Here is a 22661-nt window from a genome sequence, read left to right as displayed (position 1 = left end):
CGGTCCGCACCGGACCGGGCCCCGCGGCGAGCGGTCCCTCAGAGGTCGAGGCCGGTCAGCACCATGACCTTCTCGACGGTGTAGTCGTCCATCGCGTACTTGACGCCCTCACGGCCGACACCGGAGTCCTTGACGCCGCCGTACGGCATCTGGTCGGCCCGGTAGGACGGCGCGTCGCCGATGATCACACCGCCGACCTCCAGCTCCCGGTGCGCCCGGAAGGCGGTCTGCAGGTCGTGGGTGAACACGCCCGCCTGCAGGCCGAACGGCGAGTCGTTGACCGCCGCGAAGGCCTCCTCGACGCCCTCCACCCGGTGCAGCGACAGCACCGGGCCGAACACCTCGGCCTTGGCCAGGATCGCGTCGGCGGGCAGCTCGGCCAGCACGGTCGGGGCGTACGTCGCGCCCTCGCGGGTCCCGCCGGCGAGCAGCTTGGCGCCCTTGGCGACCGCGTCGTCCACCCAGGACTCCACCCGCTTCGCGGCGTTCTCGTCGACCAGCGGGCCGACGTCCGTCGCGTCGTCGTTCGGGTCACCGGTGACCTGCGCCGCGACCTTCGCCACGACCTTCTCCACCAGCGCGTCGTACACCGACGCGTCGGCGATCACCCGCTGCACCGAGATGCAGGACTGGCCGCCCTGGTAGTTCGCGAACATCGCGATCCGGGTCGCCGCCCAGTCCAGGTCCGCCTCCGAGGACCAGTCCGCCAGCACCACGGCCGCGGCGTTGCCGCCCAGCTCCAGGGTGGTGTGCTTGCGCGGCACCGAGTCCATGATCTGGTAGCCGACCTTGTCCGAACCGGTGAACGAGATCACCGGCACGCGCGGGTCCTGCACCAGGGCCGGCATCCGCTCGTTCGGCACCGTCAGGATCGACCAGGAGCCGGCCGGCAGGTCCGTCTCGGCCAGGATCTCGCCCAGCACCATCGCCGACAGCGGCGTCGCCGGGGCCGGCTTGAGGATGATCGGGGCGCCGACCGCGATCGCCGGGGCGACCTTGTGGGCGACCAGGTTCAGCGGGAAGTTGAACGGGGCGATCCCCAGCACCACACCGCGCGGGAAGCGGCGCACCACCGCGAAGCGGCCCACGCCGCCCGGGTCGGTGTCCAGCCGCATCGTCTCGCCGTTGGTGCGGCGCGCCTCCTCGGCGGCCCAGCGGAAGACCGACACCGCGCGGCCGACCTCGCCGCGGGCCCACTTGACCGGCTTGCCGTTCTCGGCCGTGATCAGCTGGGCGAGCTCCTCGGTGCGCTCCGCCAGCCGCTTGGCCACGTGGTCCAGGGCGGCGGCCCGCTGGTGCGCCGGCGTCGCGGCGAACACCGGCAGCGCGGCCACGGCGGCGTCCAGCGCCTCCTCGACCTGGGCCTCGGTCGGCACGCTGACCCGGCCGACCAGACGGCCGTCCCAGCTGTTGTGCACCTCGAAGGCGGCGTCACCGCTCGCCCGGCGGCCGGCGAGCCAGAAATCGTACGTGGTGGTCACCGTGGTACCGGCCCTCTCCTCGTCGTCGTACGGCCCACGGGCGTGGGACCCGAACCCGAGGGTAGGTGCGCGGAGCGGCCGACCGGATTGGCCGACTAGGAGCGTTCCGTCCCGGAGCCACTCCATCGCGTCCAGCCGGGCCCGCTACTCCTCACCGGAGCGCAGCGCCAGCCACAGCTCCATCCGCACGTCCGTGTCGTCCAGCGAACGGCCCAGCAGCTCCTCGACCCGCCGCATCCGGTAGCGCAGCGTGTGCCGGTGCACCCCCAGGTCCGCCGCGGCGGCGTCCCACTGCCCGTGCCGCGACAGCCACGCCCGCAGCGAGGCCACCAGGTCCCCGCGGGCCGTCCGGTCGTGATCGCGCAGCGGCCGCAGCAGCCCCTCCGCGAACGCCGTCACCGCGTCCTCACCGAGCAGCGGCAGCAGCGACCCCGCGCCGACCTCCTCGTGGTCCACCGCCCGGCGACCACCGCGCAGGGCCACCGCCAACGCCCGCTCCGCCTGCGCGTGCGCCGTACCGGCCTCCTCCAGCGCGGCCGGCGCCGAGACGCCCAGCGACAGGCCCTCGTGCTCCTCCACCACCCCCAGGCAGGCCCGGTGCACCGCGCCGTTGTCCAGCGCCAGCACCACCAGCCGAGGCCCGTGCGCACCGTCCTCCCGCGCCACCAGCAGCTTCTCGCCCACCCGGGCACCCGCCTGCTCGGCCCGGTCCCCCAGCTCCACCAAGGCCTCCGCGGCGTCCGCGTTCGGCCCCGCCCCGGCCACCAGAACCCTCGTCGTGCCCTCCGGCAGACCGCCGAACAGCCCCACCGCCACCTGCCGGGCCGTCGCCACCTCGCCCGCCAGCACCATCCGCAGCAGCGCCGCGCCCATCCGCTCCTCGGCCTGCCGCAGCTCCCGCGAACGCTCCAGGGTGAGCGTCAGCAGCGCCACCGCCGCGTTCAGCACGTACCGCTCGGTCGGCGTGATCCGGTCCTCGGTCCCGACCGCCAGGAAACCCCGGGCCCGCCGGTCCGCCCCCAGCGACTGGACCACCACGTAGTCCTCGTCCGCCGTGTCTATCCCCGGCGACCGCCCCTGCAGCGCGGCACTCGACGGCGCCGGACGCCGACGCAGCCGGTCCACCTCCGCCGCCAGCCGCCCCGCCCGGCGCGCCGCCCAGTCCGGCGCCACCACCGACAGCGCGCCCGAACCGTCGTACAGCGCCGCCCAGCCCCCCAGCCGGGCCGCCAGCCGGCGCACCACGGCCGTCGTGCCGTCCTTGCCCAGCGCCGCCCGGGTCAGCTCCTCCTGCGCCTCGAAGCTCGTCGTCACCGCCTCGTACTGCTCCGCGGCCAGCGCCGCCGACACCACCTTGCTGATCGCGATGAACGGCGTCGGCTCCGGCACCCGCAGCAACGGCAGACCCCGCTGCTGCGCCGCGTCCACCAGCGGCTGCGGCACCTCGGTGTGCGACAGGCCCACCCCCAGGCCCAGCCCGACCACCCCGGCATCGGCCAGCCGGTGCACGTACGCCTGCAACTGCGCCACCGTGCGGCCCAGCTTGATACCGGTGGTGAGCAGCAGCTCGCCACCCTCCAGGAACGGCGTCGGGTCGTCCAGCTCGCTGGTGTGCACCCAGCGGACCGGCCGCTCCAGGTGGTCCGCACCGGCGAGCACCGTCAGGTGGAGCGAACTGTTGCGGACGACGGAGGCGAGTGTGGGGGGCATGGCACCTTCGGAGGGTCGACCTGACCGCGCCGTTGCGGCCGGGCGAGGAGAGGGCAGTGGGACTGGTGAGGGTCTCTCCCCTTCATTATGGACGCCCCGGACAACCGGCACTGCCGAATCCACCTCCGAGGCGACTTCTACCGCCCGCCCGCGTCAGCCCCGGAGATCCACCAGCAGCGGCGGAACCTGCTCCCCCGACACCGCCGTCAACGACACCACCGCGTGCCCGGCCGGCAACGCGTGCGCCAGATCCGACGGCGACCACCTGAGCCGCTCCACGTCCCGCGTCGTCACCGACTCCGTCTGCGCCGTCGTCCCCGACAACGCCTTCCGCCCCAACCGCCCGGCCCGCCGCACGACCCCACCGGAGGTGTCGGGGGTGTGGGTCACGACGGTCTCGTGCACGACGTGGGTGCCCCACGCCTCCGAGAAGAACTTCCCGTCCCATGGGGCGATACCAGGGAAGACCATTCGGCAGCCCACGGCTCCGAACAGCGGCGTCCGCAACGCCTCGGGCAGATCCATCAAGGTCTGGAGCAGCAGTACGGCCCCGGCGTTCGCTCCCCGCATCCGCTGGAGTCCACGGACGGTGTTGGCGTCCAACGCTGCCGAGGCGTCGTCCACGACGAGTCCGGCGAACAGCGAACGGTCCTCACGGGCGGCTGCCGCCACCACGAACTGACCCACCACCAAGCGGGAGAGGATCCGCGCGGCCTCTGGGTGGCTCCGCTCGGGAAGCTTCACCCGCACCCGGAGGGGGTGATCGAGTACCCGCATGGCGAAGGGCAGTCGGCCCGTTCCGTCCGTGGTGAAGGCCCCCGCGAACGCCGGGCGGTCGAGCAGCGCCAGGCGGTCCGCGAGCAGGACACCCGGATCGTCGGGGCGGTCCTGCTGCCGCTGCCGGTGCTCGAGATCGCGTTCGTAGACAGTCAATCGCCCTGCTTCACGAAGGGCCTTGACGAGCGGTCCCATCGTCTCCGGCTCACCGGAGAGCAGCGCCCGGAGTTCCCGGACTCCGGGGTAGCGTCCGTAGGCCGTGTTGAACGGGCCGACCACCTGCTGCAAGGTGGTCCGGGCGCTCTCCGCCCGTGCGGTCAGTTCGTCCGGCAGGAGGGCGTCGGCCAGTCTGGCGGCCGCCTCATCGGGATCCTGGGTGGCACCGTAGAGGTCCAGTCCGTAGACCGAATCCGGTTCGCCCGGCGCGATCACCACGTCGTACCAGGAATCCGGGCCGAGGTCAGCGTCCGATGCTCCGATCACCACGACGCACGCCCGTCCGGCCAGCGTCTGCAGACACAGTGCCTCGGTGACGGGCCGAGCCAGCCTGGTGGTCTTTCCGGTCCCCGCCGGGCCGACCGCCAGCAATGACGTTCCCAGCACGGTCGGGTCCAGCGCGAACCCGGTCAGTCGATGGGTCTGCGGGTTCTTCACCACGTCCTGCGTGGTCCCGAGCCGCACCTGCTGCAGCAGCAGGTCGTGCCACGCCTTGCGGGTCTCCAGGTCCCTGGCCTCCGACGGATGCGAGAAGGCCGCACCGCCGCGCGTGAGCACCTGGTCGAGGAAAGCGGGCAGGAAGACCGCATCCGCCTGCGCGGATTCCCACGCCCGCTGGATCCTGACGTAGTCGACGTCCCCGACCTTCGCCCGGTCCAGCGTCTCGGCCGCCGTTCGAGCTCCTCCCGCACGCTGGACGAACCACGGATCAGCGACCGGCACCGGCTCGGCACCGACGAGGGGACCGGTGGGGACGGGCCCTTCATGGGTGATGGCCCGCGCGAGCACCGGAGCAACGTTCTTTCGCCAGCCGGCCCGGGTGAGGAAGCGACGCCCGACCTCACGCCACCGCCCGGTGCGCCAGAACACCGCCGCTGCGCAACCGACGGTGATCATGTTGATGAGGATCTGCGCGGTGTCGAACTGTTCCGGTGATGTCCCCGCGTACCACCCGAGCAACCCCGTCACCCACACGAGCAGGAAGGTGCCGATGTAGTACGTCGCCACGGTCGCAACGAGGTTCAGCGCAGCCCGCCACAGCAGTTGACCGGTGGGGACCTTCGCTTCCTCGGCCTGCTCGGGGTCGATCCACTCGTACCCCTGCCGGAAGATCCCCGGCGCGGCCTCGGGTCGCGGCGCCGCCACCCACGTCGGGAGGTCGAAGGCCCCGCCGGGGGCGGTGGCCGGGCGTGGGTGGGGGAGGGAGGTCGGGGGTCTGGTGGTGGTGTGGTCGACCTGGTGGTGTGACCCGTCCTGTGCCATGTACGGCCCCGCTCCCTCGCCCGCCCGGCCCGACCGCCGTCGGTGCCGCCATACCCATGCCGCCGTACCGGCGACACGCCCGCGCTCAGGGTAGTGGAGCGGGGTCTGCGGGTAGTCGTGGCGCTCGGGCTGGCCGTGCCGGACAAGTCGGACGGCGCAGTGCTACCGAGTGGCGCATGCCCGGTCGGGGAGGGCGGCCGTAGCCTGCGAAGCACCGAGCCGAGAAGTCTGGAGATACCCCATGAGCGCCGTAACGCCGCTCCCGCAGGAGCGCCGCCTGGTCACCGCGATCCCGGGTCCGAAGTCGCAGGAACTGCAGGCCCGCAAGCTGGGTGCGGTGGCGGCCGGTGTCGGCACCACCCTGCCGGTGTACGTCACCCGTGCCAACGGCGGCGTGCTGGAGGACGTGGACGGCAACTCGCTGATCGACTTCGGTTCCGGCATCGCCGTGACCAACGTCGGCAACAGCGCCGAGGCCGTGGTGGCCCGGGCGAGCGAGCAGCTGGCCGCCTTCACCCACACCTGTTTCATGGTGACCCCGTACGAGGGTTACGTGGCCGTCGCCGAGCAGCTGAACGAGCTGACCCCGGGTGACCACGACAAGCGCACGGCGCTGTTCAACTCGGGCGCCGAGGCGGTCGAGAACGCGGTGAAGATCGCCCGCGCGTACACCAAGCGCACCGCCGTCGTGGTGTTCGACCACGGCTACCACGGCCGCACCAACCTGACCATGGGCCTGACGGCGAAGAACATGCCGTACAAGCAGGGCTTCGGTCCGTTCGCCCCGGAGATCCACCGGGTGCCGGTGGCCTACCCGTACCGCTGGCTGACGGGCGCGGAGAACTGCGCCGCCGAGGCCGCCGCGCAGGCGATCGACATGATCAACAAGCAGATCGGCGCCGAGAACGTCGCCGCGATCATCATCGAGCCGATCCAGGGCGAGGGCGGCTTCATCGAGCCGGCCAAGGGCTTCCTGCCGGCGATCGTGGAGTTCGCGAAGGCGAACGGCATCGTGTTCGTCGCCGACGAGATCCAGACGGGCTTCTGCCGCACCGGCCAGTGGTTCGCGTGCGAGGACGAGGGCATCGTCCCGGACCTGATCACCACCGCCAAGGGCATCGCCGGCGGTCTGCCGCTGGCCGCGGTGACGGGTCGCGCCGAGATCATGGACGCCGCGCACGCGGGTGGCCTGGGTGGCACCTACGGCGGCAACCCGGTGGCCTGTGCCGCCGCGCTGGGCTCGATCGAGACCATGAAGGAGCAGGACCTCGTCGGCAAGGCGCAGCGGATCGGCGAGGTCATGCTGGGCCGCCTGCGGGCCATGCAGGAGAAGTTCGACGTCATCGGCGAGGTCCGCGGTCGCGGCGCGATGGTCGCCGTCGAGCTGGTGAAGCCGGGCACCAAGGAGGCGAACGCGGAGGTCACCGCGGCCATCGCCAAGGCCTGCCACGCCGAGGGCCTGGTGGTGCTGACCGCCGGTACCTACGGCAACGTGCTGCGCTTCCTGCCGCCGCTGGTCATGCCGGAGCACCTGCTGAACGAGGGCCTGGACATCCTGGAGGCGGCGTTCGCCGCCGCCTGAGCGGTGTCGCCCGTCAGGTCGTGAAACCCCCCGCCGGAGGGTTGTCCGGACAGCGCTGAACGGCCCGTGGGGACCTCTGGTCCCCACGGGCCGTTCGGTTTTCCGTCCGGTTCCCGGCTGCCCGTCCGGACAGTCCCCGGGCGGTTTTCGCATGCCGCCCGGGTGGTCGGGCATCATCGGGGGAACCGTCCGGAGGGCCTCCGGGGCGGGGTGAAGATGATGTGCGGAATCGCTGGAGGCGCTCGGTCGGGAAGGGCGGTTGACGTAGTGTCATCACCGATGGACAGCGAGCCCCAGCCGTTGGCGGGGCCGTCCGCGGGGCCTCCCGGAGGGGCCGGTCCGCGCGGGCCTCGCGAGGACAACCGGTCCACCCCGGGAGGGGTGGCACCCACCGAAGGCCGATCGACCGACCGTCCGACCCACACCCCCCGGGGCGCACGGAACGGCGATCATCAGAGCCGCCCCGGAGCTCTCCCCCCTGCTCCGGGGCGGCTGTCCGCCGTTCCGGGCCGGGTGGCCCGGTCGGTGGCGGTGCCGGTGGTCGCGGCGGTGGTGCTGCTGGTGGTGTCCTGGCAGGTGGCGGTGGACGGGCCGCTGCTGGGGGTGGACCGCTGGGTGCGCGCGGCCGTCCGGACGTCCCACCGTGATCACCCGAGTGCCCTGCTGGACGACCTGGGCCGCCTGCTGTCGAACCTGGGCGACGGGGTGCCCGCCATCCCGGTGCTGCTGGCGGCCGGGGGGCTGGCCGCGTGGTGGTGGCGTCGGGCGGGGGCGGTGCGCTGGTGGCTGCCGCTGCCGGTGGCGGCGCTGACGTCGGTGCTGATCCCGCTGCTGGTGGTCCCGGCGAAGGCCGGGTTCGCCCGGCCGGGCCCGCTCGGGGACCCGCTGCTGCCGGAGCAGTGGGGCTGGTACCCGTCCGGGCACACCGCGACGGCGACCATCTCGTACGGGGTGGCGGCGCTGCTGCTGGCCCGGGCGGCGGGTCGGCGGACGGCCCGGGGGTTGACCGCGGGCGCGGTGGTGCTGGCGCTCGGCGTGGGCGCGGGGCTGGTGTGGAGCGACTTCCACTGGCTGCTGGACGTGCTGGCGAGCTGGTGCCTGGCCGTCCTGGTGCTGTGGGCGCTCGACCGCCGGCTGCCGAGGCCGGGCGGCTGAGGGCGGCGGGCCTCCCCGGCGCCCGAGGGCGTCAGGCCTCAGGGGTCAGGCCTCGGGGGTGCCCTGCTCGGGGGCGTCCTCGTCGTCGTTGCGGTGGACGAGGCCGGTCTCGCCGTTGTAGCGGTGCCACTCGACGACGAGTTCGTCGCGGGCGCCGAAGCGGACGAGGTGGCGGCCGACCACGTCCTCCAGGCCGGCCAGGTCCTGGCGCTCGCCCTCGACGGTGAGCAGCAGGGCGTCCGACCGGGCCTCCATGGTGGCGGTGCCGGCCTTGAAGACCAGGGTGCCGTGGCCGGTCTCCGGGGAGAAGGAGGTCTCGATCCGCTTGCTCATGTGGGCGGCGAGCTGCTTGGCGTAGCGGGCGGGGCGGTCGGTGGCGACGCGGGCGGTGGAAACGGGCACGGGAACTCCAGGGTCGGGAAGGGGAACTTAGGGTCCCCTCACTTGGAAGTACCGTAACGCAGATACTGAGCTAAGCTCAAGATATTTCTCCGAGCACTTTCCACGGTCGGCCACACGCCCGGGACCGGCCGATACGCTTGGGCCGACCCCAGCCGAGGAGACCGCCGATGACCACCACGCCGACCGACGATCCGGCGGACCCCTCCCCCGGCCCCCGGCCCGGCGACCCCGGCACCTCCGGCGTCCCCGCCGAACTGGCGGACGCGATGACCAGGGCGATCAAGCGGATCCGCCGGCAGACCGGCTGGCGGCTGGAGCCGTACGGCATCACCCCCGGCCAGGCCCGGGCGCTGCGCACGCTCGCCCACGTACCCGGCTGCGAGTCGCCGGACCGGGCGATGCGACTGAGCGACCTCGCCGACAAGCTGCACATCGCCCCGCGCTCGGCCACCACGGTCGTCGACGCGCTGGAGGAGGCCGGACTGGTCGAGCGCCGCCCCGACCCGGCCGACCGCCGGGCGGTCCGGATCCTGCTGACCGAGGACGGGCGCGCGGCGGTGGAGCGGATCCTCCAGGTCCGGGACGAGGTCGCCCAGGACTACTTCGGCGAGGTCAGCCCCGAGGACGAGGAGGTGCTGCTGCGAGTGCTGCGGGCCGCCGAGGCGCGCTTCCTCGAAGCCGGGCCGCCAGTGCGGACGGCGCCCCCGGGCGCAGCGCGGTGATCCCGATCCCGGCGATCACCAGCAGGGCGGCCGCGCCGGCCGTCGGGGTGACCCGCTCGCCGAGCAGCAGCCAGGCCGAGGACATCCCGAACACCGGCACCAGCAGCGAGTAGGGCGCGACCGCGGTGGCGTCGTAGCTGCGCAGCAGGTAGCTCCAGGCGACGAAGCCGAACAGGGTGGAGACCAGCCCGACGTAGCCGATCACGCCGAGCCCGGCCGCCGTCATCCCGCCGAGTGCCCGCAGGTCCGCGTCCGGGCCCTCCACCAGCAGCGACAGGGCCAGCAGCGGCAGCGGCGGCACCGCGCTCACCCAGACCATCCAGCGCAGCGCGTCCGGCGGCGCGGCCCTGCGGGTCAGCACGTTGGACAGGCCCCAGGCGACGGCGGCCAGCACGACCAGGACGAAGGCCCCGAACGGGCCGCCGAGGCCCTGGTCGAGGGCGCTCAGGGCGATGCCCGCGAAGGCCAGGCCCAGGCCGAGCAGCCGCCGGCGGCCGGCGCGCTCGCGCAGCAGGACGGCGGCGAACAGCGCGGTGAACCCCGCCTGCCCCTGGAGCACCAGGGAGGAGAGGCCGGCCGGCATCCCGGCGTGCATGCCGAGGAAGAGCAGCCCGAACTTGACCACCCCGAGCACCACGCCGACCGCCACCACCCAGCGCCGGGCCACCCGGGGCGGGCCGACGAAGAAGACCGCGGGCACCGCGACCACGGCGAACCGCAGGGCGCAGAAGAGCAGCGGCGGGAAGCTGTCCAGGCCGACGTGGATGAGGACGAAGTTGAGGCCCCACACGGCGGCCACCAGGACGGCCAGGGCGATGTGACGGGGGCGCATGCTCGCGCCGGCCGACGCGGCGGGGGTCGCGGCCGGCGGTGCGGCGGGTGTCGCGGTCATGGGTCGAGCATGGTGGCGCGTGACCATTCAGCACCAGCGATGAATACTGAACGCGATTCTTTAGGATCACTGCATGATGGATCTGGGGCGCCTGCGGGCGCTGCACGCGGTGTCGGTGCACGGCTCGGTCGGCGGGGCGGCGGCCGCGCTCGGCTTCACGCCCTCGGCGGTCTCCCAGCAGATCGCCAAGCTGGAGCGGGAGACCCGGACGGTGCTGCTGGAGCGGCAGGGCCGGGGCGTGGTGCTGACCGACGCGGCGCGGGAGCTGGCGGCCACCGCGCGGGCCGTCCTGGGGCTGGTGGAGCAGGCCGAGGTGCGGCTGGAGGAGCAGCGCGGCCGGGCGGTCGGGCGGCTGCTGGTGGCCGCCTTCGCGACCGGGGCGCGCGGGCTGATGCCCGGGGTGCTGGCCGACCTGCGGCGGCGCTGCCCGGAGCTGGACGTACGGCTGCTGGAGAGCGACCCGTACCCGGCGGCGGAGCTGGTGGCGCGCGGGGAGGTGGACCTGGCGCTGGTGCAGGACTGGCCGACCGTGCCGCTGCCGGTGCAGGAGGGGCTCTCCCGGCTGGACCTCGGGACGGACCCGGTGGACCTGGTGCTGCCCGCCGGGGACGAACTGGCCGGGCTGGACGCGGTGCCGGTGGAGCGGCTGCGCGGGCAGCGCTGGATCAGCGTGCCGCCGGGCAACATCTGCCACGACTGGCTGGTCCGCACCCTGCGCGAGGCCGGGGAGGAACCGGACGTGCACCACCAGGTCGGCGACTTCGAGACCCAGATCGCCCTGGTCGCGGCCGGGCTGGGGATGGCCGTGGTGCCCCGGCTCGGCCGGGGCCCGCTGCCGGCCGGGGTGGCGGCCCGCCCGGTCGCCTCGCAGCCGAGCCGGCGGGTGTTCGCGCTCTGGCGCAGCCAGGCCTCCCGGCGGCCGGCCATCACCGAGGCGCTGGCGGCGATGCGGGACGGCTGGGGCGCCCTGCCGGGCTGAGGCGTGTCCCGCAGGCGGGCCTCGCCTGGCCTGGCCTGGCGCGGCGGTCGGTCCCGGGACGCCGGGCCTAGGTGGCGAAGCCGATGACCAGCCACATGAAGCCGACCCCGGCCACCGTGCACAGCAGGGTGCTGCGCGAGGGGTGCGGGCTGTGCGCCTCGGGGAGGATGTCGGAGGTCGCGAGGTAGAGCAGGAAGCCGGAGAAGAAGCCCAGGTAGAGGCCGAGCAGGTGCTCCGGGATGGTGAAGGCCAGGGTGATCGCGGCGCCGGAGACCGGGGCCAGTGCGTCGGCCGCGAGCAGGGTCAGCGCCCGGCGCCGGTTGTTCCCGTACAGGCGGGTGATCGTGTACGTGTTGAACCCGTCCGCGAAGTCGTGCGCGACCACCGCGATGGCCACCACCGTGCCGACCGTGCTGCCGGCCTGGAAGGCGGCGCCGATCGCGAAGCCGTCCATCACGCTGTGCCCGACCAGGGCCAGGGCGGCGGTCAGGCCGACGCCCTGGTGCCCGCTGCGGTGGGCATGGCCGTGCTGGTGGCCGTGGGTGTGCTCGGCGTACTCGCCCTCGTGGCCGCGGTGGATGGCGACGGCGCGCTCGACCACGTGGATGGTGAGGAAGCCGACGGCGAACATCAGCAGCGCCTGGGGCACGCCGTGCACCTCGCCCGGCGCCTGGTGGATGGCCTCGGGCAGCAGGTCGAAGGCGACCACGCCGAGCATCAGGCCGGCGGCGAAGCCGAGCACCAGGTGGCGGCGGTCGCCGGTGCGCTGGGCGACGAAGCCGCCGATCAGGGTCATCAGGAACGCCCCGGCGGCGACCAGGACGGCGGTCACCGGGCCGCCTCCGGCCCGATCGGGCCGGTCTGAGCGGTCGTGCCGGTCTGGACGGTCTGGACGGTCTGGACGGTCTGGACGGCCGAGTCGATCGGGGCGGGCCGGGCCGCGGGTCCGGTCCGGTGGGCCGCCTCCGCCGGATGACCGGTGCCGCCGTGTGGTCTGACGAGCGCTCTGCCCATTCCTCTCCCCCTGGGGTCCGCCCGTGGCCGGGCCGACCGCCGACCGTACCGGACGCCCGTTCGGCGGTGATCGCCCGGGGTGCCGTCGGCCGGCCGGTCCTCGGCCGCGGCCGCACCGGCCCGGTCCCCTCAGCCTTGGTCCGGGTACGGAGGGCCGCCCGCCGGGTGGGCCGTCGGGGTGAAATCCCTGGTCGGAGCCGGTCCGGGCAGGGGTCAGCGGCCGGCCGCGAGCGGCAGGCCGAGGTGGGTGCGGGCGAGCTCGCGGACGCCGTCGCCGTCGATCAGGTGGATGTGCCGGTGGCCCTCCCCGGCCGAGAGGTCCAGGGCCGCCTCGGCGAACTGGCCGGTGGTCAGCCGCAGGCCGCGTTCGGCGGACTCCTCGCGGACCGCCTCGGCCAGGGTCTCGATCTGCTCCGCGGTGACGGCGGCCGGGTCCCGGGAGGCCCAGACCACCCAGCGGCCGGGCAGCGCACTGCCGGGAGCGCCCTCACCGGTGGCGACCAGCCCGGCCGGTCCCCGCAGCCGCACGCTCCACTCGGCGAGCCCGCCCCGGGTGAGCAGGTCGCGCACCAGCTGGGCGAACTCGTTGGCGGACAGGTCGGGCGCGGCCGGGACGGCGGCACCGGCCCGGGCGGCGGGCTGGACGGCCGCCCGGGCGTACGGGTCCGGGGTGACGGCGGCGCCGAGCTGGCGCAGCCGGACCAGCGCCTCGTCCTGTTCGGCGTCGGCGTAGACGCCCTCGTCGTCGCGCTCCTCGTACGGGGTCTCCGGCGGCAGCAGCCGGGTGCGGGCCAGGGCGTCGCGGTCGGCGTCCACACTGACCAGGCAGAGCGGCTCGGCACCGGGCTCGCGCAGCCAGCCGTTGAGGACCACTCCGGCGAGTATCTCGTCGGTGTCCACGGCGTCGGCGGCCTGCAGCGAGCGCAGCGCGAGCCGGGCGACCAGCCGCAGGTAGTCGGTGGCCCGGTCCGCGGGCGGGCGCGGCACCGGGAGGATGTCGCCCTCGGGGGCGAGCCGGTAGCCGGTGAGCGAGGGCACCAGGTCGAGCGGGGGCAGGTCGAGGTCCAGCACGGCGGTGCGGGTGAGCGGGCGGAAGACCGCCCGGCAGGGGGCGGGGAGGTCCTGGGTGGCGGTCTCGGCGGCGGCCAGGGCCCGTTCCAGCAGCGACTCCACGGCGGCGGGCTCGGCCAGCCGGTAGGCGCGCCGGCACTCCTCCAGGCTGTCGTTGTACTCGCGCACGGCGCAGGCCCGGGCCTCCTCGGCCGCCTCGTGGGCGCGCCGGGGCTCGTCGGCGGCCGGGCGGCCCGCCTCGGCCCGGCGGGTGCGCCACTCCCGCAGGGCGCGCTGGTGGGTCAGCCGGGCCTGGGCGAGTTCGCGCTGGTAGCCGGAGTCCAGCAGTCGCCGGGACGGGCCGCTCTCGGGGTCGGCGGCGGCCGGTTCGGCGGGCGCGAAGTCCTCCCAGCGGGGCTCGGCGCCTTCGACGACGGCCGGGCCGTCGGTCGGGTAGGGGCGGGGCTCGTAGTGGCGCAGCTGGCTCTCGAAGTCCATCGCCGAGACGGGCAGGGCGGCCCGCCGCAGCAGGTCGGCCAGCCGGTCGTGCTCGGCCCGGACGGTGAGCGTGCGGTGGTGGGTGAGGGCGGCGGCCCGGGCGTGCGCCGCGACGGCCTCGTCGGGGTCGGCGGCGCCCGGAGTGGAGGGGCCGGGGCCGGACGGGCCGGGGCCGGTGGAGGCCGGATCGGTGGTGGCGGGCCCGGCGGGTGCCGGGGCGGACGGGCCGGTCCCGGCCGCCCCCTGATCGGGGCGGCCCGGGGCCGGGGGGCCTGCGGCACCGTCCGCCTCCGGGTCCTCGTCGGCGCCGAGGTCGCGGAACACCGAGGCGAGGAAGCCCGGTTGGGGGAACTGGACGGTGGCGGTGCCGTCGGACTGGCCGTCTGCTGAGTACTGCATCGGTCGTCGTTCCCCCATGCTCGTCCGGCGCCTGCCCCGGGCGGCGGACCAACCGCAGCCCCGCCCCTGCCGGACATTGTCCACCGAACGGGCGCAGCGGTCAGCCGAGCCCGTCAGTTGGTCCGGGTGTTGGTGAGGTGCAGGCCGATGTAACCCACGTAGATCCGGCCACTGCCGGAGCAGTCGTCCAGGTAGTGCAGCCGGGGTGCGGTGCGACCGCCGCCGATCCGCAGGTGCGCGCCCATGAACGCGCGCCGGGAGGCGTCGACGCATTCCGGCACCGGCAGCATCCGTTCGCGCTTCCACTTGGTGTGGCTGAACACCGTCCGGGACTCCCCGCGCACGGCCTTGCGGGGCGGGAAGCGGTGGCAGCCGTCCGGGGTGCGCTCGCACCACTGCTTGAAGTCCCCGCCGGCCGCGCCGCGCACGGCCGCCTCGGCGTACTCCTGGAGGGCCGTCAGCCCGTCCCAGGCGAGCCGGGCCCAGCCGGCGCCGGCGCACTGGAGGCCGTCCAGGGCGAGCGCGTTCTTCTGGTCGCCGGTGAAGGTGAGCAGGGAGAACTCGCCCAGCCTGGCGAGGAGTTCGGTGAAGGTCTCGGGCTTGTCCGGCCACCCGCCGGGCTGGGCGGCGAGCCGGCCGACGACGGTCGGACCGGTGCCCGAGGTGCTGGGCGCGGCGCCGGGCAGGGCGGTGGGCCCGGTGCAGTGACGCCCGCTCAGGGCGCTCCGGGCGCCGGTGCGCAGGCGGCCCTCGTGGCCGTCCCGGGACTGGGCGCGGTCGCGGCGCTCCAGACGGAGGGTGTGCCGGACCCGCTCCAGCTCGTCGGCCCTGGCCCGCTGCTCGGCGCGGTCCTGCTGCTCCTCGCGGGCGAGCGCGGCCGGTTCGGCGGGGGGGCCTACGGGGGGTCCGGCGGCCGGGCGCAGCTGCGGGGGCGGGACGCGCAACACCGGGACGGCGGCCAGCGGCGGCGGGAGCGGCTGGTCGGCGGCCAGGCGGCGGGGCTCGCGGGCGAGCAGCCCGGCAGCGCGGCGGAGGTCCTGTTCTATTCGGCCCCGGGCGAGCACCGGATGTCGGGCGCCGTCCTGCCGGGAGGCCGGGTCCACCTCGGGCAGGTAGGTGCGCACGGCGCCGCCGTACACGCTGTGGTACTCCAGCGCGACGTTGAACCCGGTGCGGGCGCCCGGGTCCAGCACGTAGGCGGTGGCGAGGCCGGGCAGCTGGCGGCAGAGCGGGCGGACCACCTCCTCGACCCAGTGCTCGACCGGGAGGTTCACCGGCACGCTGGCGACCACCGTGGGCAGCCGGCGCTCCGGGTCGCACAGCTCGTCGATCAGGTCGTCGACCTCGTCGGCCGTGATCACCCGGGGGGCGGAGTGGACGGCGGCCGGGCCGTCGGCGGCGTCGAGCAGCGGGAGGAGGGTGCGGGCGAGCTCGGGCACCGGCACCCGGCAGGGGGTGCGCACACCGCTGCCGGTGCTGTGGGTCTCGGCCTCCAGCCGGACCCAGGTGGGGCCGCCGGGGTCGGTGGCCACGGTGAGGGTGAGCTGCCGGGTGCCGTGCGGGGCCGGGGTGCGCAGTCGGCGGCGGTCGTAGCGGCCGGCGCCAGGGCCGCCGCGCAGCGGTCCCTGGTCGCGGTCCAGCAGGACGCGCTCGCCCAGGCGCAGGCGTTCGGCGGCGGGGGGTGCGCCGAGCGCGGAGCCGGGGGTGGGCGGGGGCTCCTCGCAGCCCTCCTGCTTCAACCAGGAGGCGAGCTGGGCGTCGGCCAGGGCGATGGCCTCGGCGTGCGGAAGGGCGGTGGTGACGGTCATCCGGTAGGGCGTCGCGGGGCCGCGGGGGCCGGGTAGGTCGGCACCGGCGGGCGACGGCGAGCGGTCTGAGGTCATGCGCATACCTCCGTGGTGCGGGGTGGGGTCTGTTGTCCTCCATCGACGGTTTTCATCCGGTTCGGCCGGAACCTTGCCCAGGAAACGCCACGGCCCGGAGCGGAAGTTCCAACTCCGGGCCACGAGACTACGTTCGAGTGAATCTGTTCAAGCCGTCTTCCGCGTGGCGCGAGCCTTCGGCTACGGGGAGCGACGCCTCCCGGCGGGCTCGGGCACCGGTCCGGCCACCGGCCGGCGCGGCGGCGCGGGGTGGTGGGCGATCGCTACCACGGGTTCGACCCCGGGGCTCCGGCCCGCCGCCGGGCGGGCGGAGCGCGCGGCTCAGACCGGCACCTCGACGTGGGTGCGCCCGGCCGGCACGGCGACCGCGGTGCCGCCGGTCGCCTCGGCCAGCCAGGTGTGGAACCCGGCCACCTCCGGCTCCGGCACGCCCACCTCGATCCGCACCCCGGCCGCCTCGTAGGCGAGGTCGCTCACCGCGTACCCGGCGGCCCGCAGGTCGTTCTCCACCCGCCCGGCGCGCACGTGGTCCGCCGTCACCGCGAGCAGGGCGACCGGGCGCCGCTCCAGCAGTCCGACCTCGTCGACCGCCGCCGACACCGCGTTCCCGTACGCCCGCACCAGGCCGCCCGCGCCGAGCTTGATCCCGCCGAAGTACCTGGTCACCACGGCGACGGTGTCGGTCAGGCCGCGTCGGCGCAGCACCTCCAGCATCGGCACCCCGGCCGTGCCGCCGGGCTCGCCGTCGTCGCTGGAGCGCTCGCGGCGCTGCTCCTCGCCGACCACGAAGGCGGTGCAGTTGTGCCGGGCGTCCCAGTACTGCTTGCGCACGCCCGCGATGAAGGCCTGCGCCTCGTCCTCGTCGGAGACCCGGGCGAGGTGGCAGATGAAGCGGGACTTCTTGATCTCGGTCTCGTGGCTGCCGGCCCGCCGGATGGTGAGGTACGGCCTGGCGGTCGGTTCCGGCGTGGCGGACATGGCGCGGTGGTTCTCCCGGGAACGGCGACGGCTGGCGGTGCGCGCACCGGGGGTCCGGGGCGGCACCGCCAGCCTAGTTGGCGCACGGCCGGGGCCGGCGGGGCCGGGCTCGGGCTCGGGCCTGGGCTCGGGCCCGGTGCTGGGGCCCGGGCCTGGGGGTCAGCGGCCGGCCAGGGCGTCCAGCTGCGCTCGGTCCAAACCGGTCAGCGCGGTGACCTCGGCCGGGTCGACAGCGCCGCAGTCCAGGCCGCGCAGCAGGTAGCCGCTGAGCGCCCGGGCGGTGGCCGGCTCGTCCATCACGTCGCCGCCCGCCTTGGCGACGTACGCGGCGAGCCGGGCGGCGGCGGCCGCCAGGCCCTCCCGGTAGAAGGAGTACACCGCGACGTAGCGGGTCGGCAGGTGCGCCGGGTGCATGTCCCAGCCCTGGTAGTAGGCGCGGGCGAGCGAGCGGCGGACCAGGTCGTGGTGGAGCTTCCAGGCGGCGTGCACCTGCTCGGTCGTGCCGGTGGGGATCACGTTGGTCGAGCCGTCGGAGAGCCGGACGCCGGTACCGGCCGCGGCCACCTGCATGACCGCCTTGGCGTGGTCGGCGACCGGGTGGTCCATGCTCTGGTGGGCCGCACTGACGCCGCAGGAGGCGCTGTAGTCGAAGGTGCCGTAGTGCAGTCCGGTGGCGCGGCCCTCGGCGGCCTCGATCATCCGGGCGACGGTGGCCCGGCCGTCCGGGCCGAGGATCGCCTGGGTGGTCTCGATCTGGATCTCGAAGCCGATCCGGCCGGCGGGCAGCCCGGCCCGGCGCTCGAAGTCCTCCAGCAGCCGGACCAGCGCGGTGACCTGCTCGGCGTAGGTCACCTTGGGCAGGGTGAGCACCAGGCCGTCAGGCAGGGCGCCGTTCGCCAGCAGGGTGGCGAGGAAGAGCTCCAGGGTGCGGATGCCGCGGGCCCGGACGGGCGCCTCCATGCACTTGATCCGGATGCCGACGTAGGGCGGCGCGCTGCCCCCGGCCACGGCGGCGGCGACCAGTTCGGCGGCCCGGACGGCGGCGGCGTCCTCCTCGGCGTCGGGGCGGGGCCCGTAGCCGTCCTCGAAGTCGATCCGCAGGTCCTCGACCGGCTCGCGCTCCAGCTTGGCGCGGACCCGGGCGTGCACGTCGGCGAGCAGGGCGTCGTCGGCGACGCCGAGGGCGCGGGCGAGCTCGGCGGGGGTGCCGGCGTGGGTGTCGAAGGCCTCCAGGGCCTGGCGGCCCCACTCCCGTACGGTGTCGGTGCGGAAGGCGTCGGCGGGGACGTAGACGGTGTGCACCGGCTGCCGGGTGCCGGTCTCGCCCGGGTAGCGGCGCGCCAGGTCGGCGTCCACGGGGGCGAGCAACGCCTCCACGGCGGCGCGGGCGGCGGCGGAGAAGGAGGCCCCGCCCGTCGGTCCGGTTCCGTCGACCTCGACCTGCGACATCCGCACTCCTCCATGCCGAACCAGCGCTTCAACAATTTGTTGAGGCGAAGGTAACTCCGGCCGGGTCGGGCGTCAATGGCCGACCGAGCGGTGGACGCGGGGCGTCGGCGCGGCGGCCGCGCGGACTCAGTCCCTCCCGGCGGCCAGGTAGCGGTCGCGCAGCAGCGGGTAGAGCTCGGCGACCTCCTTGGGGTGGACCGCTCCGTCCGGCCCCTTGCCGGTGACCCCGTACTCGGTGGTCAGCCAGGCGGCGAGGCGCGGCGGGTCGGGCTGGTGGCCGTAGCTGTCCATGTAGGAGACCAGGCCGTCGTAGGCGATGTCCTCGTCCAGTTGCACGGGTGCCAGGTCGGCTTCGGTGGGGACGCCTTGAGCGGGCTCCTCGGCCGGCGCGGCCTGCTCGGGCCGGGCGTGGTGCTCGGCCTGGGCGGCCGGCTGACGGTGCTGCGGCTCGACCGCCGGCTCGACGGTCGGCTCGGTGCCGGGCTGGGCGGCGGCCTGCTGCTGGCCCTGCGGCCGGGGCCCGGCAGCGGGCTCCTCGGCGGCCGGGCGCGGGGGCTTGAACCACGGGGAGGCCTGGCCCGGCACCCGACCGCCCGGGGCGGCGTCGACCGAGTGGCCGGTGGTGCGGACCGGGCGCTCGGTCCAGACGTTCAGCTCCTCGCCGCGCGACTGCGGGGCGACGGCCTCCTCCGCCTCCGGCTCCTGGGCGGCACGCAGCCGGACGGCGTGCAGCCTCGCCAGCATCGGTGCGGCGACCTCCGGCGCGATCGGGGCCGCGGCTGCGTGGGCCTCGGGCTGAGGCTGAGGCTGGGACTGCGGCTGGTCGGCCGGGGTCGCCGGTGCGGCCTGCGCCGCTGGTTCGGCCGGTGCCGTCGGTGCGGCCTGGTGCTGCTGGGCTCCGGCCGGGACCGGGACCGGGGCGGCGATCGCCGCGGCCCGGGCCTGCTGGGGCTGGGCCCCGAGCTCCTGGGACGGCTGCTCCCCCAGGGCGACCTTGGCCTCGCGCTCGCGGCCCTCCTCGTCCAGCCGGTCGAGCAGCGACGGGTCCAGCGGGACGCCGAACTTGGCGAGCTTGAGCGGCAGCAGCGCCTGGATCGGCGCCGAGCGGCGCCAGCCGCGGCCGTAGCGGAAGCGCAGCTGCGCCCGGTAGACCAGCCGGTTCTGCTCCAGCCGGATGACCTCCTCGTAGGAGCGGAGCTCCCAGAGCTTCATCCGCCGCCAGAGCCGGAAGGTCGGCACCGGGGAGAGTATCCAGCGCATCACCCGGACCGACTCCATGTGCCGGTCCGCGGTGATCGCCGCGATCCGGCCGACCGCGTGCCGGGAGGCCTCGACCACGACGACGAACAGCACCGGGATGACGGCGTGCATCCCCATGCCGAGCGGGTCGCCCCAGGAGGCCGCCGCGTTGAAGGCGATGGTGGCGACGGTCAGCAGCCAGGCGGTCTGCCGCAGCATCGGGAAGGGGATCCGCAGCCAGGTCAGCACCAGGTCGAGGGCGAGGAGCACCACGATGCCCGCGTCCACGCCGATCGGGAAGGCGTAGGAGAAGGCACCGAAGCCCTTCTCCAGGGCCAGCTCGCGCACCGCGTTGTACGAGCCCGCGAACCCGATGCCCGAGATGATGCAGGCCCCGGCCGCGACCAGGCCGAGCAGGCCGCGATGGGCCTTGGTGAGCGTTGGGCGTGCCATTACGTCTATCAACCCCTGGATGTCGGCTGCTGCCGTACGCGCATCGGCTGCCGGTTCCCGCCAGTCGGGCCGCCGGACGGCTGAACGGCGTCCGGGCTCGGCCCACCGGAGTTTACTCGTACGGGTGTTTCAGCGTTTCCGCAGCCTGGGGTGTCACAGTACCCACCGCGCCCGGGGCGCCGGCACCGGTCGGGCCGTCAGCGGCTCTGCCCCGCCGTGCCGTTGAGGTAGGCCAGGACGGCCATCACCCGGCGGTTGGCGTCCTCGTCGGGGGCGAGCCCGAGCTTGCTGAAGATGTTGGCGATGTGCTTGGCCACCGCTCCGTCGCTCACCGAGAGGCGTGCGGCGATCGCCGAGTTGGAGCAGCCCTCGGCCATCAGCTCCAGCACCTCGCGCTCGCGCGGGGACAGCCCGAGCAGCGGCCCCGGGCGGCGCGAGGTGGTCTGCATCAGCTTGGCGATCACGTCCGGGTCCATCGCCGTCCCGCCCGCCGCCACCCGGCGGACCGCGTCGATGAACTGCCCCGCGTTGAACACCCGGTCCTTCAACAGGTAGCCCACCCCGCCCGTGCCGTCGGCCAGCAACTCCCGCGCGTAGAGCTGCTGGACGTGCTGGGAGAGCACGAGCACCGGCAGGCCCCGGATCTCCTGGCGCGCCTTGAGCGCGGCCTGGAGCCCCTCGTCGGTGAGCGTCGGGGGCAGCCGCACGTCCACCACCGCCACGTCCGGGCGGTGGGTCAGCAGCGCCTCCAGCAGCTCGGGGCCGGTCTCCACGGCCGCCGCGATGGTGAAGCCGTGCGCTTCCAGTAGACGGATCAGGCCTTCGCGGAGGAGGTAGAGGTCCTCGGCGAGGACAACTCGCACGGCAACTCCAAGGTGATGGTGGTGGGACCGCCGGACGTGCTGTCGATGGCGAGGACACCGTCGAAGGTACCCAATCGACGCTCGATCCCGCGCAGGCCCGTACCCCGCGAGGGATCCGCCACACCCACGCCGTCGTCCGTCACCGTGACCCGGAGGATCCCGGCCCGGTAGAGGATGTCCACCCACACCTGCTCGGCCTCCGAGTGCTTGGCCGCATTGGCCAGCAGCTCGCTGACGCTGAAATAGACCGCCGCCTCGACCGGAGCCGGCAGCCGGTCCGGCAGGCTCACGAACACCTCGGTCGGCAACGCGCTGTCCAGCGCCAGGGCCCGGACGGCGTCGCCGAGTCCGCGCTCGGCGAGCACCGGCGGATGGATACCGCGGACCAGGTCGCGCAACTCCTGCAGCGCCCGGGCCGAGGACTGCCGCGCTTCGGAGAGGAGCTCCCGCGCGGCCGCCTGGTCCGTCTCCATCAGGTGCTCGATGGTGCCCAGCGTCATCCCGATCGCGACCAGCCGCGCCTGCGCGCCGTCGTGGAGATCCCGCTCGATCCGCCGCAGCTCCGCCGCCTGGCTGCCCGCCGCGTCGGCCCGGGTCTCGGTCAACTGGGCCACCCGCTTGGTCAGCTGGGCGTGCGACGCCCGGCCGTCCTGGTCCAGCACCCGGCGGGCCGCCTCCACGTACCCCCGCACCGCGTACGGGGCGAGGAGTATCCCGATCAGGACCATGCCGGCCCCGATCAGCAGGCTCAGCGTGACCCGCGTCATCCGCGAGCTGAACGGGCCGAAGCCGTCCGCCGGCACCGCGCCGCCCAACGCGAACGCCGCCCCCAGCACCAGCAGGAGGACCACCGCGCCGCCCAGCAGCACGGCCAGGGCCGGGTTCACGACCAGCCAGAGCATCTCGGCCCGGGTGGTGCGGTCCCGCAGGCCCCAGTGGACCAGCTGCGCGTACTTCGCGACCGTCTGCGAGCGGTGGTACGAGTACCCCGTCCACCAGTGCCCCCGGTCGTCCAACTCCAGCTTCGGCAAGGGCTGGTAGACCGCGGGAAGCCGGATGCCGTACCAGCGCTCCAGCATCCGCCGCGTCCGGTCGGCCGTCGGGCGGATGCAGGCGGCCGCCACCGCGGAGCCCGCGACCGCCGCAGCCGCGAGCGCCATCAGGGCCGCCGGGTAGTAGAACTCCATGACCTGCGCCGTCACCACCCCCGCGACGACGGCCGCCCCCACCGGCAGCACGAACCCCGGCACGGCACCCAGCACCACCTGGGCCAGCCGGGCCAGGCCCTGGCCGCCGGCCTGGAAGGCCACCTGGGTCTGCGCACGGACGGACGTGCCGCTCGTACGAGTGTCTGTGGTCACGCAAACTCCTGATGCCGGTACCGATCGTCCTTCATCAGTGTTCACGAACGACCCGCTCCGGACACTGGCCATGGCACCCCAGTTCCGGGGTAGACCTAGGACCACCTGGTGGTGGTAGGAGCAACACCGGACCGGGCCGATGATCCTTTGAGTCGATGGTCCTTGGAATGGCCCGGAAATGCGAAAAGGCCCACCCGGTCACCCGGGTGGGCCTTCTCTGAATGATTGTTCGGCGGCGTCCTACTCTCCCACAGGGTCCCCCCTGCAGTACCATCGGCGCTGTGAGGCTTAGCTT

The 22661-nt window shown here is 74.6% G+C and carries 18 protein-coding genes; 4 read left to right on the top strand and 14 right to left on the bottom strand.

Annotation, left to right across the window (positions count from 1 at the left end; genetic code table 11):
• Positions 1 to 38: 38 nt before the first annotated feature.
• The 3 genes from ACFV8H_RS37940 to ACFV8H_RS37930 form a co-directional block, all read right to left on the bottom strand.
• Positions 39 to 1481, bottom strand: a complete 1443-nt coding sequence (locus ACFV8H_RS37940) for an aldehyde dehydrogenase family protein (RefSeq protein ID WP_375896108.1) — start codon at positions 1479 to 1481, stop codon at positions 39 to 41.
• Positions 1482 to 1625: 144 nt separating this feature from the next.
• Positions 1626 to 3191, bottom strand: coding sequence for a PucR family transcriptional regulator (locus tag ACFV8H_RS37935; protein WP_380408843.1), 1566 nt, complete (start codon positions 3189 to 3191; stop codon positions 1626 to 1628).
• A 153-nt stretch (positions 3192 to 3344) separates the two neighbouring features.
• The gene (locus ACFV8H_RS37930; protein ID WP_380408841.1) at positions 3345 to 5447 is read right to left on the bottom strand and encodes an ATP-binding protein; all 2103 of its coding nucleotides are present in this window, start codon (positions 5445 to 5447) and stop codon (positions 3345 to 3347) included.
• A 241-nt stretch (positions 5448 to 5688) separates the two neighbouring features.
• Here ACFV8H_RS37930 and gabT point away from each other — a divergent pair, with 241 nt between their 5' ends.
• Together gabT and ACFV8H_RS37920 are read left to right on the top strand one after the other, a co-directional pair.
• The gene (gabT, locus tag ACFV8H_RS37925) at positions 5689 to 7029 is read left to right on the top strand and encodes a 4-aminobutyrate--2-oxoglutarate transaminase (RefSeq protein WP_380408839.1); all 1341 of its coding nucleotides are present in this window, start codon (positions 5689 to 5691) and stop codon (positions 7027 to 7029) included.
• A 525-nt stretch (positions 7030 to 7554) separates the two neighbouring features.
• On the top strand, positions 7555 to 8184 hold the full coding sequence (locus ACFV8H_RS37920) for a phosphatase PAP2 family protein (RefSeq protein ID WP_380408837.1): 630 nt from the start codon (positions 7555 to 7557) through the stop codon (positions 8182 to 8184).
• Between the two features lie 45 nt (positions 8185 to 8229).
• Here the strand turns inward: ACFV8H_RS37920 and ACFV8H_RS37915 are convergent, their stop codons facing one another.
• Positions 8230 to 8586 (bottom strand): DUF2218 domain-containing protein, encoded by a 357-nt coding sequence (locus ACFV8H_RS37915; RefSeq protein ID WP_380408835.1) that lies wholly within the window; start codon positions 8584 to 8586, stop codon positions 8230 to 8232.
• A 167-nt stretch (positions 8587 to 8753) separates the two neighbouring features.
• Here ACFV8H_RS37915 and ACFV8H_RS37910 point away from each other — a divergent pair, with 167 nt between their 5' ends.
• Complete coding sequence (locus tag ACFV8H_RS37910) at positions 8754 to 9308, top strand: MarR family winged helix-turn-helix transcriptional regulator (protein ID WP_380408833.1); 555 nt, start codon at positions 8754 to 8756, stop codon at positions 9306 to 9308.
• Here the strand turns inward: ACFV8H_RS37910 and ACFV8H_RS37905 are convergent.
• A complete protein-coding gene (locus ACFV8H_RS37905; RefSeq protein WP_380408847.1) occupies positions 9199 to 10140 on the bottom strand; it encodes an EamA family transporter in 942 nt (313 codons plus the stop codon). The two genes, ACFV8H_RS37910 and ACFV8H_RS37905, sit on opposite strands and share 110 nt — an antisense overlap.
• Positions 10141 to 10273: 133 nt before the next feature.
• On the opposite strand from ACFV8H_RS37905, the gene ACFV8H_RS37900 reads away from it, so the two are divergent.
• Positions 10274 to 11179, top strand: coding sequence for a LysR family transcriptional regulator (locus ACFV8H_RS37900; protein WP_375896125.1), 906 nt, complete (start codon positions 10274 to 10276; stop codon positions 11177 to 11179).
• Positions 11180 to 11246: 67 nt separating this feature from the next.
• Here ACFV8H_RS37900 and ACFV8H_RS37895 read toward each other — a convergent pair whose 3' ends face one another.
• From ACFV8H_RS37895 to ACFV8H_RS37855, 9 genes are all read right to left on the bottom strand, one after another.
• The gene (locus ACFV8H_RS37895) at positions 11247 to 11975 is read right to left on the bottom strand and encodes a ZIP family metal transporter (protein ID WP_380408845.1); all 729 of its coding nucleotides are present in this window, start codon (positions 11973 to 11975) and stop codon (positions 11247 to 11249) included.
• A 32-nt stretch (positions 11976 to 12007) separates the two neighbouring features.
• Positions 12008 to 12193, bottom strand: coding sequence for a hypothetical protein (locus tag ACFV8H_RS37890; protein ID WP_380408831.1), 186 nt, complete (start codon positions 12191 to 12193; stop codon positions 12008 to 12010).
• A gap of 213 nt (positions 12194 to 12406) precedes the next feature.
• Positions 12407 to 14140 (bottom strand): restriction endonuclease, encoded by a 1734-nt coding sequence (locus tag ACFV8H_RS37885; protein WP_380408829.1) that lies wholly within the window; start codon positions 14138 to 14140, stop codon positions 12407 to 12409.
• A gap of 113 nt (positions 14141 to 14253) precedes the next feature.
• A complete protein-coding gene (locus tag ACFV8H_RS37880) occupies positions 14254 to 16023 on the bottom strand; it encodes a hypothetical protein (RefSeq protein WP_380408827.1) in 1770 nt (589 codons plus the stop codon).
• A 321-nt stretch (positions 16024 to 16344) separates the two neighbouring features.
• Positions 16345 to 17001, bottom strand: coding sequence for a YigZ family protein (locus ACFV8H_RS37875; RefSeq protein ID WP_380408825.1), 657 nt, complete (start codon positions 16999 to 17001; stop codon positions 16345 to 16347).
• Positions 17002 to 17160: 159 nt separating this feature from the next.
• Positions 17161 to 18450 (bottom strand): DUF6986 family protein, encoded by a 1290-nt coding sequence (locus ACFV8H_RS37870; RefSeq protein ID WP_380408823.1) that lies wholly within the window; start codon positions 18448 to 18450, stop codon positions 17161 to 17163.
• Between the two features lie 126 nt (positions 18451 to 18576).
• Positions 18577 to 20142, bottom strand: coding sequence for a DUF2637 domain-containing protein (locus tag ACFV8H_RS37865; RefSeq protein WP_380408821.1), 1566 nt, complete (start codon positions 20140 to 20142; stop codon positions 18577 to 18579).
• 197 nt (positions 20143 to 20339) lie between these two features.
• Positions 20340 to 21005: a response regulator transcription factor gene (locus ACFV8H_RS37860; RefSeq protein ID WP_360245306.1), complete on the bottom strand. Its 666-nt coding sequence runs from the start codon at positions 21003 to 21005 to the stop codon at positions 20340 to 20342.
• Entirely contained in the window at positions 20957 to 22366 is a 1410-nt protein-coding gene (locus ACFV8H_RS37855; protein WP_380408818.1) for a sensor histidine kinase, read from the bottom strand. The genes ACFV8H_RS37860 and ACFV8H_RS37855 overlap by 49 nt, the downstream gene beginning before the upstream one ends.
• Positions 22367 to 22661 lie beyond the last annotated feature (295 nt).

The sequence above is a fragment of the Kitasatospora sp. NPDC059827 genome (genome assembly GCF_042731675.1).
Taxonomy (GTDB): Bacteria; Actinomycetota; Actinomycetes; order Streptomycetales; family Streptomycetaceae; genus Kitasatospora.
Note: the sequence above shows the minus strand (reverse complement) of the source record. Positions and strands in the feature narration are given on the sequence as shown.

Coding starts and splice junctions, on each gene's coding strand:
- ACFV8H_RS37935 (WP_380408843.1), bottom strand. CDS start 3,191: ATGCCCCCCACACTCGCCTCCGTCGTCCGCAACAGTTCGCTCCACCTG.
- ACFV8H_RS37930 (WP_380408841.1), bottom strand. CDS start 5,447: ATGGCACAGGACGGGTCACACCACCAGGTCGACCACACCACCACCAGA.
- gabT (WP_380408839.1), top strand. CDS start 5,689: ATGAGCGCCGTAACGCCGCTCCCGCAGGAGCGCCGCCTGGTCACCGCG.
- ACFV8H_RS37910 (WP_380408833.1), top strand. CDS start 8,754: ATGACCACCACGCCGACCGACGATCCGGCGGACCCCTCCCCCGGCCCC.
- ACFV8H_RS37905 (WP_380408847.1), bottom strand. CDS start 10,140: ATGCGCCCCCGTCACATCGCCCTGGCCGTCCTGGTGGCCGCCGTGTGG.
- ACFV8H_RS37900 (WP_375896125.1), top strand. CDS start 10,274: ATGATGGATCTGGGGCGCCTGCGGGCGCTGCACGCGGTGTCGGTGCAC.
- ACFV8H_RS37895 (WP_380408845.1), bottom strand. CDS start 11,975: ATGACCCTGATCGGCGGCTTCGTCGCCCAGCGCACCGGCGACCGCCGC.
- ACFV8H_RS37890 (WP_380408831.1), bottom strand. CDS start 12,193: ATGGGCAGAGCGCTCGTCAGACCACACGGCGGCACCGGTCATCCGGCG.
- ACFV8H_RS37885 (WP_380408829.1), bottom strand. CDS start 14,140: ATGCAGTACTCAGCAGACGGCCAGTCCGACGGCACCGCCACCGTCCAG.
- ACFV8H_RS37880 (WP_380408827.1), bottom strand. CDS start 16,023: ATGACCTCAGACCGCTCGCCGTCGCCCGCCGGTGCCGACCTACCCGGC.
- ACFV8H_RS37875 (WP_380408825.1), bottom strand. CDS start 17,001: ATGTCCGCCACGCCGGAACCGACCGCCAGGCCGTACCTCACCATCCGG.
- ACFV8H_RS37870 (WP_380408823.1), bottom strand. CDS start 18,450: ATGTCGCAGGTCGAGGTCGACGGAACCGGACCGACGGGCGGGGCCTCC.
- ACFV8H_RS37865 (WP_380408821.1), bottom strand. CDS start 20,142: ATGGCACGCCCAACGCTCACCAAGGCCCATCGCGGCCTGCTCGGCCTG.